Below are 16,472 nucleotides of genomic sequence, written 5' to 3' on the forward strand. Positions count from 1 at the left end.
GTGCTGAAGTCATCGTGTGCTGATTGAAAGCAGGGCGGCCGCCATGCGAGCGGCCGCGCCCTGGTGGGCTCGGGAAAAGACCTGCGCGCGCGCCGCCATGGCTTGTCGGGCTGCCGCGTCGCCGCACAGGGCCAGGCCCCGGCCAACGGCATCAGGCAGATCGGCGCAGCGCAGCGCCGCGCCGGCCGCCACGGCCAGTTCGGTCGCTTCGGCGAAATTGAAAGTGTGAGGCCCGGCCAGCACCGGGCAGCCGCAGGCGGCGGCCTCGATGAGGTTCTGGCCACCCAGCGGCTCGAAGCTGCCGCCCAGCAGGGCGACGCCGGCCAGGCCGTAGTAGAGCGGCATCTCGCGCATGGAGTCGCCCAGCCAGACATCGGCGGCCAGCGCCTGCTCAGGCGGTTCGTCGCCCCAGCTGCTGCGGCGCGCCAGCGTCAGGCCGGCGGCCTCGATCAGCGCGGCGATCTCGTCGAAGCGCTGGGGGTGGCGAGGCACGATGGCCAGCAGCGGGCGAGGGGAGGGCTGGCGGACCCAGGCGTCGAGCAGCGCCTGCTCCTCGCCTTCACGGCTGACGGCCAGCATCAGCACGGGGCGGCTCAGCAAAGCCGCCCAGGCCTGGCCGCGGGCGATCAGGGCCGGGTCCATCGCGATGTCGTACTTCAGGTTGCCGGCCACCTCGACGCGGGCCATGCCCATGGTGCGGATGCGATCGGCATCGGCCTCGGTCTGCGCCAGGGCCAGCGTCATGCGGCGGGCCGCCGGTCGCATCAGCGCGGCAAGCCGCTGGCCCTGGCGCAGGCTTTTCTCGGACAGGCGCGCATTCGCCAGCACCATGGGCAGGCCAGCCTTCTCCGCCTCGCGCTGCAGCGTCGGCCAGACCTCGGTTTCCATCAGCACGCCCACGCGCGGCTGCCAGTGGCGCAGGAAGCGGCGCACGGCGCCGGGGGTGTCATAGGGTAGCCAGGTCTGGGCATCGCCCTTCCCCAGGAGGGCCTGGCCGGCTTCGTGGCCGGTGGCGGTGGAATGGGTCAGCAGCACCCGGAGCGCCGGGTCGCGGGCGCGCAAGGCGTCGATCAGGGCGCTGGCCGCACGCGTCTCGCCCAGCGACACGGCATGGATCCACAGCCGCCCGGGTTGGGCTGCGGCCTTGTAGAGGCCCAGCCTTTCGCCCAGGGCATGGCGGTAGGGCGCCTCCTTGGCGCCGCGCCGCCACAGCCGCAGCAGGTAGAACGGCGTCAGCAGCCGCAGCGCGGTCGCGTACAGGGCCAGCGCGAGGCCCTCAGGCATCACCCACCCTTGCGGGCCACTTCGTGCGCGGCCCTCAGGCGGCGCATGACTGGCGCGTTCAGCTCGCGGCTGACCGGGTTCCAGAGTTGCACCTGGCGATCGATCTCGGTCTGCAGGCGGGCCGCCGTGGCGGCGTCGCCGGTGGCGAGCGCCCAGATCGAGTACTCGGCATTGGCCTCGAAGCTGCCGAACTGGCGCACGGCGGCCTCGAAGCTTTCGCGGGCCTCGGCCTGCCGGCCGGTGCCGGCGAAACAGCGCGCCAACAGCAGCAGGACCTGGTCGGGCCGGTAGTCGGGCCGCTCGGCCTTGAGCACCTGCAGATGGCTGAGCGCCGCGTCGAAGCGCTGGCATTCGACATGGGCGCGCACGGCGCCGAAGCGCAGGTCGGGGTCGCTGGCGAACGGCCCCTTCAGCGTGCCCTCGTACAGCTCGGCCGCCTCCCTGGTCTCGCCGGCGTTCAGCAGGGCTTCGGCCAGGCGCATCTGGTTCTGTGCCGAGGGCGACACGTCGTAGACGATGCGCGCCTCGCGCACGTCACGGCCGGGGTCCATGGCCCGCGCGGCGGCCGACACGGCCTTGCGAGCGCCGTGGTCCAGCCGCGAGTTGGGCAGGTAGATGGCGAAGAAATAGACCACGCTGCCCAGCAGCGGAAACGCGAACAGGATGAAGAGCCAGTACAGCTGCTGGCCGCTGCGCACGACATGGACCGCGCAGAACAGCGCGATCAGGATGTGCAGGCCTCCGATCAATGGCATGAGGTTCTCCCTGGGGTGTGGTTTGAATCGGCTCTGCGGCCGTTATTCGTTCAGTGCCCGGCTGCGAAGGTCGCGTCGGGCTTCACGAGCTTGAGCTGTTCGAGCACGTCGTGCTGGATGCGATCCAGCGCCGCTTGCGTGTGGCCTTCGAAGCGCAGCACGAGCACGGGCGTCGTGTTGGACGGGCGGATCAGGCCGAAACCGTCGGCGTATTCGATGCGCAGGCCGTCGATGGTGATCAGCTCGGTCGCACCGGGGAAGCTCTCCAGCGTCGTCTGCGCCTTCAGCGTCTTGACGACCTCGTGGTGCTCGCCTTCGGCGCACGGCACGTTGATCTCGGGCGTGTTGAAGCTGTTGGGCAGGGCCTTCAGCGTCGCGCTCGGGTCGGCGTCGCGGCTCAGGATCTCCAGCATGCGGCCGGCCGTGTACATCGCGTCGTCGAAGCCATACCAGCGCTCGGCGAAGAAGATGTGGCCCGACAGCTCGCCGGCCAGCGGCGCGCCGGTTTCCTTCAGCTTGGCCTTGGCCAGCGAATGGCCCGTCATCCACATCAGCGGCTTGCCGCCATGCTCCCTGATCCACGGGGCCAGGCGCTGGGTGCACTTGACGTCGAAGATGATCTCGGCGCCCTTGTTGCGCTTCAGGATGTCGGCGGCCAGCAGCATGATCTGGCGGTCCGGCATGATCATCTCGCCGTCCTTGGTGACGATGCCGAGGCGGTCGCCGTCACCGTCGAAGGCCAGGCCCAGCTCGGCACCGGTGGCGTGGACGATCTTCTTCAGGTCCTCGAGGTTCTCGGGGCGCGAGGGATCGGGATGGTGGTTGGGGAAGTCACCGTCCACCTTGCTGAAGATGTCGATGACCTCGCAGCCCAGGGCGCGCAGGATGGCGGGTGCCGAGGCGCCGGGAATGCCGTTGCCGCTGTCGACGACGACCTTCATCGGGCGGGCCAGCTTGCAGTCCCTGACGATGCGGGCCGAGTACTCGGCGCCGACGTCCATTTTGCCGACGCGCCCTTTGCCCTTGGCGTAGTCCTCGGCCTCGATGCGCTCACGCAGGCCCTGGATCTGCTCGCCATAGACGGCGGCGCCCTTGAGCACCATCTTGAAGCCGTTGTAGTCCTTGGGGTTGTGGCTGCCCGTGACCATGATGCCGGAGTTGCAGCCGTGCTTGATGCGCGTGGCGGCGACGTAATAGAGCATGGGCGTCGTCACGGCGCCGATGTCGACGACGTCCAGGCCAGTGCTGGCCAGGCCGCGGATCAGCGCGGCAACGAGGCCGGGGCCGGACAGGCGGCCGTCGCGGCCGACGGCAACGGCCTTCTCGCCCAGGGCCTTGGCTTCGGTGCCGAAGGCGCGGCCCAGGTGCTCGGCGAGCTGCTCGTCCAAGGTTGTTCCGACGACGCCGCGGATGTCATAGGCCTTGAAGATGGTTGCGTTGACCTGCATGGAATGCCCTCGAAAACTGGGTTTGAAATCGCGGCGGATTGTAGGCAGGGCCGGTGGCTCTCCATTTGTCGCCTGCGCTGTCGATTCGTCGCCCATCCAGGGGTCAAGCCCGTGGCCCTTCCTACACTCGCGCTCCATGACATTCACCGAGGAATTCGCCCAGGCCCTGCGCCACCAGCGGGTGCTGATGAAGCACCGGCCCGATCGGGCGCGCTTCAGGTTGCTGGTCTACCTGATCTGGACGCTGGGCTTCGGCACCTTCTTTGCCGTCATGGCAGGGCTGCAGCGCGGCAACCTGGGGGCGCCCGACTGGTGGCGGGAACAGGTGCCGGGCAATCTGCTCGTCAGCTTCTGCGTGATGGTGAGCTTCTTCGTCTGCTTCCGCGGCTTCGAGAAGCTGGCCCCGCAGCGCTGGCTGGACACCATTTCGGGCTGGCGCGATTGGCGCTCGGGCATGTTCTATTCGGTTGCGTCGATCGCCTGCGCCTTGCTGGGCGTCATCATCGGACTGTGGTTCGTCGACCGCATCTGGTCGGGCCAGAACCTGCCGCAGATGCTGGGCAACCTGGGCTTCTGGCGCCAGTTCCTCATCGTGTCGGCGGTGATCTCTGTCGTGCTGGGCTGGCGGTATCGGGCCCGCTGGAAGCAGGAAGCCCTGCAGGCCCGCGTCACCGAGGCCCATCTGAAGCTGCTGCAGGGCCAGATCGAGCCGCACTTCCTGTTCAACACGCTGGCCAATGTGCAAAGCCTCATCGATTTCGACCCGGAGCGGGCGAAACTGATGCTGGAGCGCTTCACCGACTATCTGCGCGCCAGCCTCGGCCAGTTGCGCGGTGACGCGACGACGCTGGCCCAGGAGTTCGCAATGCTGGAGGCCTATCTCGGCCTGATGCAGTTGCGCATGGGTGAGCGCCTGAAGGTAGAGCTCTCCCTGCCGGCCGATCTCGGTGCGGTGGCGCTGCCGCCGCTGCTGGCCCAGCCCCTGGTCGAGAACGCCATCCACCATGGCCTGGAGCCCAAGATCGCGGGCGGCACGGTGACCGTCAGCGCCAGGCGGGTCGACGGCCGGCTGTGGATCGAGGTGGCCGACGACGGCCAAGGGCTCGATGCTCCCAGGCGTCGCGGCGGCAATGGCGTCGCCGTCGACAACATCCGCGAGCGCCTGAAGGCCCGCTTCGGTCCCTCCGCCACGCTCGAACTGCTGCCGCGCGACGGCGGCGGTACCCTCGCGCGCATCCAGCTCCCTCTGTCCACCCACACCTCATGACGACAGCCCTGATCGCAGACGACGAACCCCATCTGGTCCAGTATCTGAAGGCCCAGCTCGCCCAGGCCTGGCCCGAACTGGAGATCGTCAGGACCGCCGCCAACGGCGTCGAGGCCGCCGAGGCGATTGCCGAGCTCGAGCCCGACCTGGCCTTTCTCGACATCCAGATGCCCGGCCTGACCGGCCTGGAAGTGGCCCAGGGCATCGAAGGCGCGACGCGCGTCGTCTTCGTGACGGCCTATGACCAGTACGCCATCGAGGCCTTCGAGGCGCGCGCCGTCGATTACCTGCTCAAGCCGCTGAAGGCCGAGCGCCTGGCGGCCTGCGTGGCGCGTTTGCGCCAGCAGGCTGCGCCAGCCAGCGACGATGCATTGGCCGAGACCCTCAAGCGCCTGCTGCCCGGTGTGGCGACGATGGCAGCCGCACCGGCGCGGCTGCGCTATATCCGCGCCGCCCAGGGCGAGCTGATGCACCAGATCCCCGTCGACGAGGTGCTGTTCTTCCACGCCGACGACAAATACACCGTCGTGCAGACGGCGACGGCCGAGCACCTGATCCGCACGCCCATCTTTGAGCTCAGCGGCCAGCTCGACCCCGACCGGTTCTGGCAGGTGCACCGCTCCACCATCATCAACCTCGACCACCTCGCCGGGACGCGCCGCGACGAGCAGAGCCGGCTCTTCGTGCGCGTCCGCGGCCAGGCCAGGGAGCTGCCCGTCAGCCGGGCCTACGTCCATCTGTTCAAGGCGATGTAGGGCCGATGGGCTGGCGCTAGAGTCGGCCCATGCCCCTGTCACGTCGCTGCCTGTTGCTCGTTGCCCCGGCATCCCTGCTGGGCACGGCGCAGGCTGGGCCGCAGCTGGAATGGGTGGCGGGGGATCTGCCGCCCTTCGCCTGGTCGACGCCCGGCGGGCCGCGCGGTTTCGGCCATGAACTGGTGATGGCGATGGCGCAGCGCCTGGGCCGCCCGGAAACCGTGCAATACCTGCCCTGGGCGCGGGCGGTCCGCATGGCCGAGCAGGGTGGGCACTACGGCGTCTTCCCGCTCGCGCGCACGCCCGACCGCGAGACGCGCTTCCAGTGGCTGGCCCCGCTGATGACGGTGCGCTATGGCCTCTACACCCTCGCGACCGAATCGCGCCTGGACCTCGACCAATTGCGCGGCATGCGCGTCGGCGTGCTGCGCGGCTCGCCCATCGCGGCCAATCTGCGGGCCGAGGGGTTCACGACCCTCATCGAGTCCAAGGACTACCGCGACCTGCTGCGCCAGTTGCGCGGGCATGCACTGGATGCCGTCTATGCCGGCACGCCCATGCTCGAGTCGGCGATGGACCAATACGCCCAGCCCCGCATGCTGTTCGTCCTGCAGACGACGCTTGGCGAGGCGACGCTCTACCTGGCGGCCTCGCCGAACCTGGATGCCGCGGAGGCGCAGCGCTGGGTGGGCGCCTTCCGCCAACTGGAGGAAGACGGCACGGTCGCCCGCATCCGGCGCCGTTACATCCACTGAGCCAGGCGCCGGCCTTTAGGGGCATGTCCGAAAACTGCCAGGATCTGGCAGGGCCGCGGCCTAGACTGGCTGCATGTCCTCCGAACTCCTGCCCCCCGAAGCCGCCTACGCCGTGCTCCAGTCGCACGACGTCCGCTTCGACGGCCGGCTCTACGTCGGCGTCACGTCGACGGGCATCTACTGCCGCCCCGTCTGCCGTGTCCGCCTGCCGCGGCGGGAGAACTGCCGCTTCTTCGCGACGGCCGCCCAGGCCGAGGCCGAACGCTTTCGGCCCTGCATGAAGTGCCGGCCCGAACTGGCGCCGCGCGCCTTGCCCTGGACGACGATGGACGCCTCGCGCACGCTCGCCCAGCAGGCCGCCGCCTGGCTGGACGCCTGCGACGACGCCGAAGCCAGCGTCGAAGACCTGGCGGCCCATCTCGGCATCACGAGCCGCCACCTGCGCCGCATCTTCCAGGCCGAACATGGCGTCTCGCCGCTGCAATACCTGCAGACACGCCGCCTCTTGCTCGCCAAGGCCCTGCTGACCGACAGCACGCTGCCCGTCAGCGAGATCGCCTTCGCGGCCGGTTTCGCCAGCCTGCGCCGCTTCAATGCCGCCTTCATCGAGCATTACCGCCTGCAGCCCACGGCCCTGCGCCGGGAGGGCGGCGGTACGGCGTCCATGTCCCGGCTGCGGCTGAGCTACCGCCAACCCTATGACGTGGCCGGCGTCCTCGCCTTCCTGGCGCCACGCGCCATCGCCGGTGTCGAAAGCGTGGGGGAGGGCGGCGTCACGCGCAGTCTGGCCCTGATGCATGCCGGTGACCGCCATGCCGGCTGGCTGCGGGTGCGCTTCGACAAGCCGGGCGAGGTCGGCGTCGAGCTCTCGCCCACGCTGTGGCCCGCCGTCGGCTCGCTGTTGCCGCTGCTGCGGCGCTGGCTGGACCTGGATGCCGACCCCGAGACCATCGCCACGGCCCTGGGCGAGAGTGGCGTGCCGGGCCAGCGCCTGCCGGGTTGCCTCGATCGCTTCGAATTGACGGTGCGCGCCGTGTTGGGCCAGCAGGTCACCGTGGCCGCTGCGCGGACGCTGGCAGGCCGTTTTGTCGATCGCTTTGGCGAAGCCTTGCCGGATGCCCCCGAGGGCTGCCAGCGCCTGTTCCCGACACCGGAGCGCATCGCCACCGCGACCCGCGACGACATCGCGTCGCTGGGCATCATCGGCCGCCGCGCCGACAGCCTCATCGCGCTGGCGCAAGCCTGGCCGACGCTGGCCTTTGCGCGCCGCGAGGGCTCGCCCGATGCGGCCGCGGCGGAGTTGACCGCCATCCCAGGCATCGGCCCCTGGACGGCCAGCTACATGCTGATGCGCGGCTGGAGCTGGCCCGATGCCTTCCCGCCCGGCGACGTGGTGCTGCGCAAGGCGCTCAGCGCCGGCGGCGACCTCGTCTCGCCCAAGGCCTATCTCGAAGCCGCGGAGCGCTATCGCCCCTTCCGCAGCTACGCCGTCCTGCACCTCTGGAGACATTCATGAGCCACCATCACATCCTGCAGCGCCGCATCGCGACGCCCCTCGGCCCGCTGACGGCGGCGCGCAGCGCCACCGGCCTGTCGGGCCTCTGGTTCGACGGCCAGAAGCATCACCCCGGGCCGCTGGGCGTGCCCGAGGACGATGGCCATGACGCCGTGCTGTCGGCCACCGAAGCCGCCCTCAAGGCCTATTTCGCCGGCCGCGTCTTCACACTGCCACCGCTGGACCCGGCCGGCACGGCCTTCCAGCGCGAGGTCTGGCAGGCCCTGTTGGAGATCGCGCCAGGCGCGTCAGACACCTACGGCCATCTGGCCGAACGCCTGGGTCGAGCGCAGGCGGCAAGGGCCCTCGGCGCCGCTGTGGGGCGCAATCCCATCTCGGTACTGATTCCCTGCCACCGCGTCGTTGGCGCCGACGGCTCCTTGACCGGTTACGCCGGCGGGCTGGAGCGCAAGAAGGCCTTGCTGAGCCTGGAGGGCGCCACGGCATGAAGGCTTTCGACATCGGCGAACTCGTCCTGCTCGCGGCCCTGTGGGGCGCGTCCTTTCTCTTCATGCGCCTGGGCGCCCATGAGTTCGGGCCCATTGCGCTCGCGGCCGTGCGCGTCGGCCTGGCCAGCGCCATGCTGATCCCGCTGCTGGCCTCGCGCGGCAACCTGGCCGAACTGCGCAAGCACTGGAAGGGCCTGCTCATCGTCGGCGCGCTGAACAGCGCCATCCCGTTCGCGCTGTTCTCCTACGCGGCCCTGTCCATCACGGCGGGCCTGTCCAGCATCGTCAACGCGACGACGCCGCTGTGGACGGCCGTCGTCGCCTTCGTCTGGCTGCGCCAGGGGCTGACGCCCTGGCGCGTGCTCGGCCTCGTCATCGGCTTTGCCGGCGTGGCCTTCCTGGCCTGGGACAAGGCCAGCTTCAAGGCCGGCGAAGAAGATCATTCCGGCCTGCTTGCCGTGCTGGCCTGCGCGACGGCGACGCTCTGCTATGGCGTCGCGGCAAACGCGACCAAGCGCTACCTGACCGGCGCGTCGCCGCTGGCCGTCGCCACGGGCAGCCAGTTCGCCGCGGCGCTGCTGCTGGCCTTGCCGGCCGCCTGGCTCTGGCCCGCGGCCATGCCCAGCGGTGGCGCCTGGGGCGCCGCCCTGGCCCTGGCCGGCCTGTGCACGGCCCTGGCCTACATCCTGTATTTTCGCCTGATGAGCCGGGTCGGGCCGACCAATGCGGTGTCGGTCACCTTCCTGATCCCGCTGTTCGCCATCCTGTGGGGCGCCATCTTCCTGCAGGAGGCCATCACGGCCCAGATGGTGGCCGGTGGCGCCATCGTGCTGGTCGGCATCGCGCTGGCCCTGGGCCTGGTGGGGCCCAAGGCGCGCTGAGGGAGGAAAGCAGTCTCAAGACGTGGTAGCGTGCGGCCCACAAGAATTGGTAGCGCTACCTTTGGCGCCTGGAGACTGCATGACTTCCTCGCTTCCCATCCGCCGCTGGGTCGGCGCCTTGAGCCTGCTGGCCGCTCAATTCCTCAGTGCCTCCGCCATTGCCCAGCCCTCGGGCGGCCCCTATGGCCCCGTACCGCAGCGCTATGCGGTGCCCAAGGCGGCCCACGTCTATTTCGTGGCGCCCGACGGCAAGGCCGAAGCGTCCGGCGCATCGATCAACGCGCCGACGTCCATCGAGTCGGCCATCACCCGCGTCGTCACCGGCGACGCCATCGTCATGCGCGGCGGCACCTACCGCACTGGCGGCCTGCAGCTCAACCAGGGCATCACCATCCAGCCCTATCTGGACGAAGTTCCCGTCTTGAAAGGCACCCGGGTGGCCGCCGACTGGCAAAACCTGGGCAACAACCTCTGGCGCACCAGGTGGGCGACGCTGTTCCCGGCCCAGCCCATGGGCTGGTGGCAGCGTGAGCGCGAAGGCATGAAGACGCCGCTGCACCGCTTCAACAATGACATGGTCTTCGTCGACGGCGAGGCCCTGCAGTCGGCCGCCTGGGAGGGTGAGGTCGGCACCAAGGGCTTCTTCGTCGACTACGACAAGGGCCATGTCTACATCGGCACCAACCCGGCCGGCCATCTGGTCGAGATCACGGCCCACGACATCGCGCTGCACCGCCCCTCGCGCGCCGTGCACGGCAAGGCTTCCGACCGCAAGGGCCCGACGCTGCGCGGCCTGACCTTCACGCAATACGCCTACCGCGCCATCGACATCGAGGGCAAGAAGCCGTCCACCCAGGTGTCGGAAGAGCCCACCGACGACCCCGTCGGCCCGACACCCGAGGCCGAGCATGGCAAGGAGGTCGTCGGCACGCTGCTGGAGAACGTCACCATCAGCCATTGCTCGCGCGTGGCCGGCTATTTCCGCGGCGACAGGCTCGTCATCCGCAACTCGCTGATCAGCGACACCAGCACCGAGGGCATCTATGTCATCGGCTCATCCGACGTGCTGCTGGAGCGCAACCTGATCCGGCGCAACAACGTCGAGAAGCTGACCGGCTACTTCCCGGCGGCGGTGAAGATCTTCAACCAGTCCAACCGCGTCACCGTGCGCGACAACCTCATCGTCGAGCAGCCCAATTCCAACGGCGTCTGGTACGACGTCGGCAACCACGACGGCGTCTTCGTCAACAACTACGTCGAAGGCGCGCAGGCCGGCCTCTTCTTCGAGATCTCGAAGGGCGTCACGGTGGCCGGCAATGTCTTCGTCAACAACCAGCAGGGCATCCGCGTTCTGAACAGCGCGGGCGCCAAGGTCGTGCACAACACCTTCGTCAATTCGCCGGTGCTGATCGACCGCAACGAGCGCAGCGCCCAGGGCGACCACTTCGGCTGGCATCCGCAGACCGGGCCCGACGTCAACGAGCGCGTCGGCCATGTCTTCGAGGCCAATCTGCTGGTGGCCGATGCCAGTGTCAAGGGGCCGCTGCTGCGCGTCGAGCAGGCGGCCGTCACCTGCGGCAAGGTCACCGAGGCGATGGCGAGCCGCGTCGATGGCAATGTCTATCTGCGTGCCGGCACGGGGCAGCCCCTGGTCCATTGGGCGCCGGTGACGGGCGCAGCCTGCCAGACGGGCTTTGCCGACCTCGATGCCTTCCGCCAGGCGGTGCCGGGCGTGGAGGCCCGGGGCAGGGCGCTGCTGGCCTTTGAGGGCGCCGTGTTCAGCAGCCCGGAGCTGCGCCGCTTCGAGCTGGCACGTGTACCTGAGGGCATGCAGCCGCTGCCGGTGGCCACGGATCTGCGCAAGCTGCTGGGCTGGGAGGCGACGCATCTGCCGGGCGCCTTGCCGGCAGTGCGTTGACGGAGCAGCCATCATGCATTTCCAGCGCATTGCCCATGTCTGCCTGCATGTGACCGAGCTGTCGCGCTCGCTGGACTACTACGCGAAGCTGGGCTTCACCGAAGTCTTCCACTTCACCCGCAAAGGCAGGGACGTCGGCCGCTATCTGCAGGTCGCAGAGCAGTGCTATCTCGAACTGTTCGAGGAGCCAGGCCGTGGCCCGGTGGTGAACAACGGCATCGCCCACTTCTGCCTGGAGACCCAGGACCTGGAGGGCCTGATGGCGCATCTCGATGCCCAGGGCGTGGCCTACACACCCAAGAAATTGGGTGGTGACTTCACCTGGCAGATCTGGCTGCAGGACCCGGACGGCAACCCGTTCGAAGTCCATTGCTACACGGACAGGAGCATGCAGGTGCACGGCGGCAGCATGGAAGCGGATTGGTGACGTGTCGCCTGCCGCCGTCTCAGGCGGAACACCGATGCGAGCCGAGTGATGCTGAGCTAGCCTGCGCGGCGACTGTGGTGCCACGACGTATGGCGCCCTGCACACAGGGAGAGATGCATGAAACTGCTCAAACGGATTTTTTCCAGGGCCACGCTGTGGGCCGTCGTCGCCATCGTGCTGGTCACGACGGGCTGCGGTGCGTTGAAGACGTGGGACGCCGACAGCAAGTCGCATGACGCTCATAACGACACCACCGAAGCCGTCTTTCGCCAGGACCGCTACCTGGTGGATGCGGCCAAGCGCTTCGGCCTCATGGCCTTGTTTGCCGAGACGGCCTATCGCCGCGAGCTGACGCTGCCGGACGGCCAGCGCGACCGTGAGGCTTGCGGCTATCTCAAGGCCGACTGGAAGGGCAACCGCCTGCGCGGCATGCCGAGATCGGCCGACGACAGGCAAGGTTGGGAGCGTTGGGCGCCTGGCGGCGATGCCGAGCCGCCGTGCCGCAACAGCGAGAACGGCCTGTTCTACGAGACCTATGTCTACCGCGAGAAGCCGGAGCAGGAAGACAAGCCGGGCCGCATCACCAAGGCCGTGATTGCCTTCAGAGGTACGGAGAACCGATCAGGCCAATGGCTCTCCGATTGGAGCACCAGCTTTGCCGCGGCGTTTGGCCTTGAGTCCAGCCAGTACCGGGAGGCGCGTGACCATATTCCACAGCTCATCGCGCGCCTGCAGGACGAAAACAAGGCGATCGAGATCTATGCGGTGGGCCACTCCCTGGGCGGCGGGCTGGCCCAGCAGGCGGGCTATCTGTCGAAGGACGTCAAGGAGGTTTTCACCTTCAACACCAGCCCGGTGACGAATTGGACGAGGCTGAGGCATGAAGGCCTCGTCAGGCAGGCCTATCCCATCATCCACAGGATCTATCACGGCGGGGAGTTCCTGGAGGCGCCGCGCTTCGTCTCGACATCGACGACCTCGGCGCGCTATGGGCGGCACGACATCGGCGTGCAGTTCGGCAAGCGCAATGCTGCCAGCGGCCATTCGATGAAGATCCTTGCCTGCAACTTCGCCACGCTGCTGAGCCAGACCAAGGCGGCAGACGGGGATGCCGAGCATGCTTATCCGACGTCCTTCATCGACACCAAGGTCCTGCAGACCGAGATCATCCAGACCAAGCAGTTCCCGAAAGAGGAGGACGCGGAGCAGCAGCAGGCGCAGGCTCGCAAGCGCGCGGCCATCGGCGCCGACCCGAACCGGCGCGTCTGCGATCCCGATCCTGAGGACGCCTAGGAAGGCGCCGACGCTGGGTTGAACCGCGTCGGCAGAGGTCTCACTTCGGCGAGTCTGCCGCCGACCCGTCCAGCCTGATCACGCGCCGCGAGCGGCCTTCCGTGTCGTCCAGGGACTGGCTGACGAGGCGGTTGTGCTGCTCCCAGTCCTCCGCGCTGCGGATGATGCTGGGCTTGATGAGGACGACGAGCTCGCGCTTGCGGCCGTTGTTGGCGCGGTTGCCGAACAGCATCGATGTCAGCGGGTTGCTGTCGGCGCCCGGCACGCCGGAGCCGCGGCGGGTCGCTTCCATCTGCATCAGGCCGCCGATGGCGACGATATGGCCGTCGGGGATGCGCACGACGGTGTCGCTCTCGTTGACGCTGGCACTGGCCAGCGGCAGGCGGAAGTTGCCCACCGAACCGAGGTCGACCTGCTTGATCTTCTCGGTCACGTTGGACACCGAGGGGTGGATGTGCAGCGTGATCATGTCGGCCGCGTCGATCTGCGGCGTCACGTCCAGCGCGATGCCGCTGAAGAAGGGCGTCAGCGTCAGCGTCGGGATCTGGTTGGTCGTGCCGTTGGTGCCGGTCGTGCCGTTGTTGCTGCCGCTGTTGCTGCCGCTGATGCCGGTGATGAAGTAGTCGTCGGTGCCGACCTTCAGCACGGCCTTCTGGTTGTTCAGCGTCGCGATGCGCGGGCTGGACAGGATCTGCGTGTCGCCATGGCTCTCGACGAAGGCCAGCAGCGCCTGGAAGCCGCCGCGGGCCAGCGCCAGCCCGAGGGTGCCGCCGCCCGCCGAGGGCAGCGGGATGAGGTCGGGCCAGGCCGGGCTCTGCGTGCCGGTGGACAGCACGGGGAAGCCGCGCGAGTTGCTGACCAGCGGGTTGATGATGGTGCTGACGCCGGTCGGGATGGACGGGTTGACGCTGGTCTGGCCGATGCTGGTTCGTTCGCCGATGCGCGACCAGTCGATGCCGCTCTGGTAGCCCTCGCGCAGTTCGACCTCGACGATCTTGGCCTCCAGCATGACCTGGCGCTCGACGGCGATGCGCGTCGCCTTCAGCCAGGCCTCGACATGGCGCAGTTCGTCGGGCATGGCGCGCACGGCGACCGTGCCGGTCTGCGGGCTGACGATGACGGTGCGGCCATCGCCGTTGCCGACCAGGGCCTTCAAGGCATTCGTCGTCTCGGCCCAGAAGTCGCTGCTGACCTTGGTGCTGAGCTGGGTGCTGTCCTGCTGCAGCACGGTGTTGCTGCTGCCGTTGCTGCCATTGCTGCCGGTGGGCGTGTTGCCGCCGCTGCCGGTGTTGTTGGGCGTGCTGGCCGGTGCGGCGCCGGAGCTGACGCGCACGTCGCTGCGGCCGCTGCGCTGCAGGGCCAGGGCGTTGATCGTGAAGACGCGCGTCTGCAGCGCGGGCGGGAAGACGGTGATGCGGCGGCCGTCGATGGAGTAGTCGAAGCCATAGACGTCGCGGATGGCGTCCAGCGATTCGCGCAGCGTCACGCCCTTGAGCGTGACCGACAGCTGGCCCGATACGCTGGGGTGCACGAGCATGCTGTAGCGCGTGTCGCTCACCAGGGACAGGAAGACGTCGCGGGCCGGTGCGCCATTGACGATGAGGTCAAAGCGCGGTTCCGGCGGCAGTGCCGGGTAGGGGGCCGGCACCGGTGTGGCCAGGACGGCCGGCGCGGGCGCGCTGGATGCGGCCGAGGCCGGTGGCGCGGCGCGCTGGGCCTGCAGTTCCTCGCGCAGGGCCTGGCTGGGCTGGGCCACGCGCAGCGGCTTGTCGGCACAACCAGACAGTCCTGCCAGCAGCGCCGCGGCGATGCTCGTCAGCAGGAGTCGTTGGACGGGGGCCTTCATGGCTTCTCCTTGGATTTCTTGACGCCGGACGCCGCGGTTGCGACCTCCGGGGGCAGGCGCTTCTCGACGCCGCCGTACAGCGGCTCGCGCCTGACCTGGCCGGCCTCGCGCAGCCAGACGGCCTGTTCGGTGATGCGCTCGATGCGCGCGCCTTCGATCTGTTCGCCGACGCCATAGCGGCGGCCGCGTTGCACCACATAGGCCCGGCCGCCGGCGAAAACGACATGGCGGATGGCGTTCTCGACGGGCTCGACGCCGGACGCCGCCGACGCGGCCGAGGCGGCCGCCATGGCGCTGCGCAAGGCGGGCGGCCAGGCCGTCGGGTCGCGCGTGGGCTCGTCGGCGGCCTGGGCCTGGGCGGCGGCCAACAGCAGGGCGAGAAATGCCGCTTTCATGGCTGCACCTTCAGCAGATAGATCTGGGCCAGCAGGCGCGGCGCTTCGTTGGGGCCGTTGCTGCCCAGGCGCATCTCGCCCCAGCGCAGGGCCGGCAGTTCGTGCTCCAGGGCCTGCAGATAGCGCTGCGTGTCGCGATAGCTGCCCTGCAGCTGCAACTCGACACCCTGCCAGGCCATGCCCGGCATGGCGGGCAGCACGGGGCGTTGCGGGGCGACCGGTGCAGCAGGCGCGGAAGCGCCGGTCACCATGGCCACGACCGACACCGATGCCGACGGCAGGGTGACAGGCGTGTCTTCCAGCAGCGTCAGCCGCTCCAGCACCAGGCCGGGCTGCTGGGCCAGCACGCGCTGCAGCAGGGCCGACAGGCCCTCGGCCGGGTTGACGGCGCTGGCCTGGCGCAGCACGCTGTCCAGGCGGTGGCGTTCGTTGCGGGCGGCTTCGAGCTGGGCCTGCAATTGCGCGGCGGGGCTGGCGGCGCTGCTGCCGCTGGCGGCGATGAACTCTTCGCGCAGCTTGCGGATCTCGGTGGCCTGCTGGGCCTGGGCGTCGCTGCGCAGCTTGGCGCGGGCGGACTGCGGCGACAGCACGTAGTTGTCGAACAGCAGGACCAGCACGGCCACGATGCTGAGGAAGAGGATGGCGCGCTCGCGCAGGCTGAGGGCGTCGATGCGCTTGGCCTGGCGCTCCCAGCGCTGCAGCAGGGGCGCCAGGCGCCGGCGCAGCAGCGCGAGATCGATGGGGGTCTGAGCCTTCATCGCGTCGCTCCGGATGCAGCGGCCGCCGCCAGGGCCGGTGCGCTGACGACGCGGAAGGCCCAGACCGGCAGGCTGCTGCCGGCCAGCGGGCTGCCACGTGTCAGCAGCGGGTTGTTGCTGGTCTCGGTGCCCGGCGCCCCCAGGCGCTCGACGCGCAGGGCCGACAGTTCCTGGCCGGCCAGCAGCGGGTGGGCCGAGAGCTTGGCCAGCCAGGGCCGCAGCACGGCCGTGTCCAGCGTGCCGCCGACGAGTTCGACGCGGCCCGGTGTGTAGCGCAGCTCGCTGAGCCAGGCCGGCTCGGGCAGGGTGCGGGCAATCAGTGCCAGCAGGTCGGAATGGCGCTGCCCTGCGGCATCGTGGCCCAGCACCTGCAGCAGGGCGCGGCGGTCGGCGTTGCCCGCCTCCAGCGGCAGCAATTGCTGCTGCACGGTGGCTGCGTCCAGCGGGGCGGGCAGGTTGGCCCTGGCCACCATCAGTTGCTGGCGTTCAGCGGCGTACTGGGCAAGGACGGCTTGGTGTTCCAGCTCGGCGCTGCGGTCGCGCTGCTGCAGCCACAACGTCGTCGCCAGGCCGGCCAGGCACAGCAGGCCGGTCGCCTGCACCAGCGTCAGCGCCGAGAAATAGCGCTTGGGTGCCAGCAGGATGGGCGTGAGCAGATTGATTTGCTGGGCCATCAGCAGTGCCCG

At 69.2% G+C, this 16,472-nt stretch carries 16 protein-coding genes; 9 read left to right on the top strand and 7 right to left on the bottom strand.

What is annotated here, in order from left to right; all coding sequences use genetic code 11:
- Positions 1-9: 9 nt before the first annotated feature.
- Genes AC1D2H_RS27865 through AC1D2H_RS27875 form a run of 3 tightly spaced genes read right to left on the bottom strand, consistent with a single transcriptional unit; the run spans position 10 to position 3,487 of the window.
- Positions 10-1,284 carry a 3-deoxy-D-manno-octulosonic acid transferase gene (locus AC1D2H_RS27865; protein WP_478013135.1) on the bottom strand — a complete coding sequence of 425 codons (1,275 nt, stop codon included), beginning with the start codon at positions 1,282-1,284 and terminating at the stop codon, positions 10-12.
- Positions 1,284-2,039, bottom strand: a complete 756-nt coding sequence (locus tag AC1D2H_RS27870) for a tetratricopeptide repeat protein (RefSeq protein WP_478013136.1) — start codon at positions 2,037-2,039, stop codon at positions 1,284-1,286. Before AC1D2H_RS27870 ends, AC1D2H_RS27865 begins: the two co-directional genes overlap by 1 nt.
- Positions 2,040-2,089: 50 nt before the next feature.
- Positions 2,090-3,487, bottom strand: a complete 1,398-nt coding sequence (locus AC1D2H_RS27875; protein ID WP_478013137.1) for a phosphomannomutase/phosphoglucomutase — start codon at positions 3,485-3,487, stop codon at positions 2,090-2,092.
- A gap of 136 nt (positions 3,488-3,623) precedes the next feature.
- On the opposite strand from AC1D2H_RS27875, the gene AC1D2H_RS27880 reads away from it, so the two are divergent.
- The 9 genes from AC1D2H_RS27880 to AC1D2H_RS27920 all read left to right on the top strand — a co-directional run bounded on the left by AC1D2H_RS27880 (position 3,624) and on the right by AC1D2H_RS27920 (position 12,787).
- A complete protein-coding gene (locus tag AC1D2H_RS27880) occupies positions 3,624-4,754 on the top strand; it encodes a sensor histidine kinase (RefSeq protein WP_478013138.1) in 1,131 nt (376 codons plus the stop codon).
- Entirely contained in the window at positions 4,751-5,509 is a 759-nt protein-coding gene (locus AC1D2H_RS27885) for a LytR/AlgR family response regulator transcription factor (RefSeq protein ID WP_478013139.1), read from the top strand. Before AC1D2H_RS27880 ends, AC1D2H_RS27885 begins: the two co-directional genes overlap by 4 nt.
- 29 nt (positions 5,510-5,538) lie before the next feature.
- Complete coding sequence (locus AC1D2H_RS27890) at positions 5,539-6,264, top strand: substrate-binding periplasmic protein (protein ID WP_477929696.1); 726 nt, start codon at positions 5,539-5,541, stop codon at positions 6,262-6,264.
- 73 nt (positions 6,265-6,337) lie between these two features.
- Positions 6,338-7,780, top strand: coding sequence for an Ada metal-binding domain-containing protein (locus AC1D2H_RS27895; RefSeq protein ID WP_478013140.1), 1,443 nt, complete (start codon positions 6,338-6,340; stop codon positions 7,778-7,780).
- Positions 7,777-8,268 carry a methylated-DNA--[protein]-cysteine S-methyltransferase gene (locus AC1D2H_RS27900; protein ID WP_478013141.1) on the top strand — a complete coding sequence of 164 codons (492 nt, stop codon included), beginning with the start codon at positions 7,777-7,779 and terminating at the stop codon, positions 8,266-8,268. Before AC1D2H_RS27895 ends, AC1D2H_RS27900 begins: the two co-directional genes overlap by 4 nt.
- Positions 8,265-9,149, top strand: coding sequence for a DMT family transporter (locus AC1D2H_RS27905; RefSeq protein WP_477929690.1), 885 nt, complete (start codon positions 8,265-8,267; stop codon positions 9,147-9,149). The genes AC1D2H_RS27900 and AC1D2H_RS27905 overlap by 4 nt, the downstream gene beginning before the upstream one ends.
- A 79-nt stretch (positions 9,150-9,228) precedes the next feature.
- Entirely contained in the window at positions 9,229-11,067 is a 1,839-nt protein-coding gene (locus AC1D2H_RS27910; protein WP_478013142.1) for a right-handed parallel beta-helix repeat-containing protein, read from the top strand.
- A gap of 13 nt (positions 11,068-11,080) precedes the next feature.
- On the top strand, positions 11,081-11,494 hold the full coding sequence (locus tag AC1D2H_RS27915) for a VOC family protein (protein ID WP_478013143.1): 414 nt from the start codon (positions 11,081-11,083) through the stop codon (positions 11,492-11,494).
- A gap of 117 nt (positions 11,495-11,611) precedes the next feature.
- Complete coding sequence (locus AC1D2H_RS27920) at positions 11,612-12,787, top strand: Tle-like phospholipase domain-containing protein (RefSeq protein ID WP_478013144.1); 1,176 nt, start codon at positions 11,612-11,614, stop codon at positions 12,785-12,787.
- A gap of 40 nt (positions 12,788-12,827) precedes the next feature.
- Here AC1D2H_RS27920 and AC1D2H_RS27925 read toward each other — a convergent pair whose 3' ends face one another.
- Genes AC1D2H_RS27925 through AC1D2H_RS27940 form a run of 4 tightly spaced genes read right to left on the bottom strand, consistent with a single transcriptional unit; the run spans position 12,828 to position 16,460 of the window.
- Positions 12,828-14,633 carry a secretin N-terminal domain-containing protein gene (locus AC1D2H_RS27925; RefSeq protein WP_478013145.1) on the bottom strand — a complete coding sequence of 602 codons (1,806 nt, stop codon included), beginning with the start codon at positions 14,631-14,633 and terminating at the stop codon, positions 12,828-12,830.
- Positions 14,630-15,028, bottom strand: coding sequence for a hypothetical protein (locus AC1D2H_RS27930; protein ID WP_478013146.1), 399 nt, complete (start codon positions 15,026-15,028; stop codon positions 14,630-14,632). The genes AC1D2H_RS27925 and AC1D2H_RS27930 overlap by 4 nt, the downstream gene beginning before the upstream one ends.
- Positions 15,025-15,786 carry a hypothetical protein gene (locus tag AC1D2H_RS27935; protein WP_478013147.1) on the bottom strand — a complete coding sequence of 254 codons (762 nt, stop codon included), beginning with the start codon at positions 15,784-15,786 and terminating at the stop codon, positions 15,025-15,027. The genes AC1D2H_RS27930 and AC1D2H_RS27935 overlap by 4 nt, the downstream gene beginning before the upstream one ends.
- A complete protein-coding gene (locus AC1D2H_RS27940; RefSeq protein ID WP_478013148.1) occupies positions 15,783-16,460 on the bottom strand; it encodes a PilN domain-containing protein in 678 nt (225 codons plus the stop codon). Before AC1D2H_RS27940 ends, AC1D2H_RS27935 begins: the two co-directional genes overlap by 4 nt.
- Between the last annotated feature and the right edge of the window lie 12 nt (positions 16,461-16,472).

This window comes from Roseateles sp. P1_C1_2, assembly GCF_056406535.1.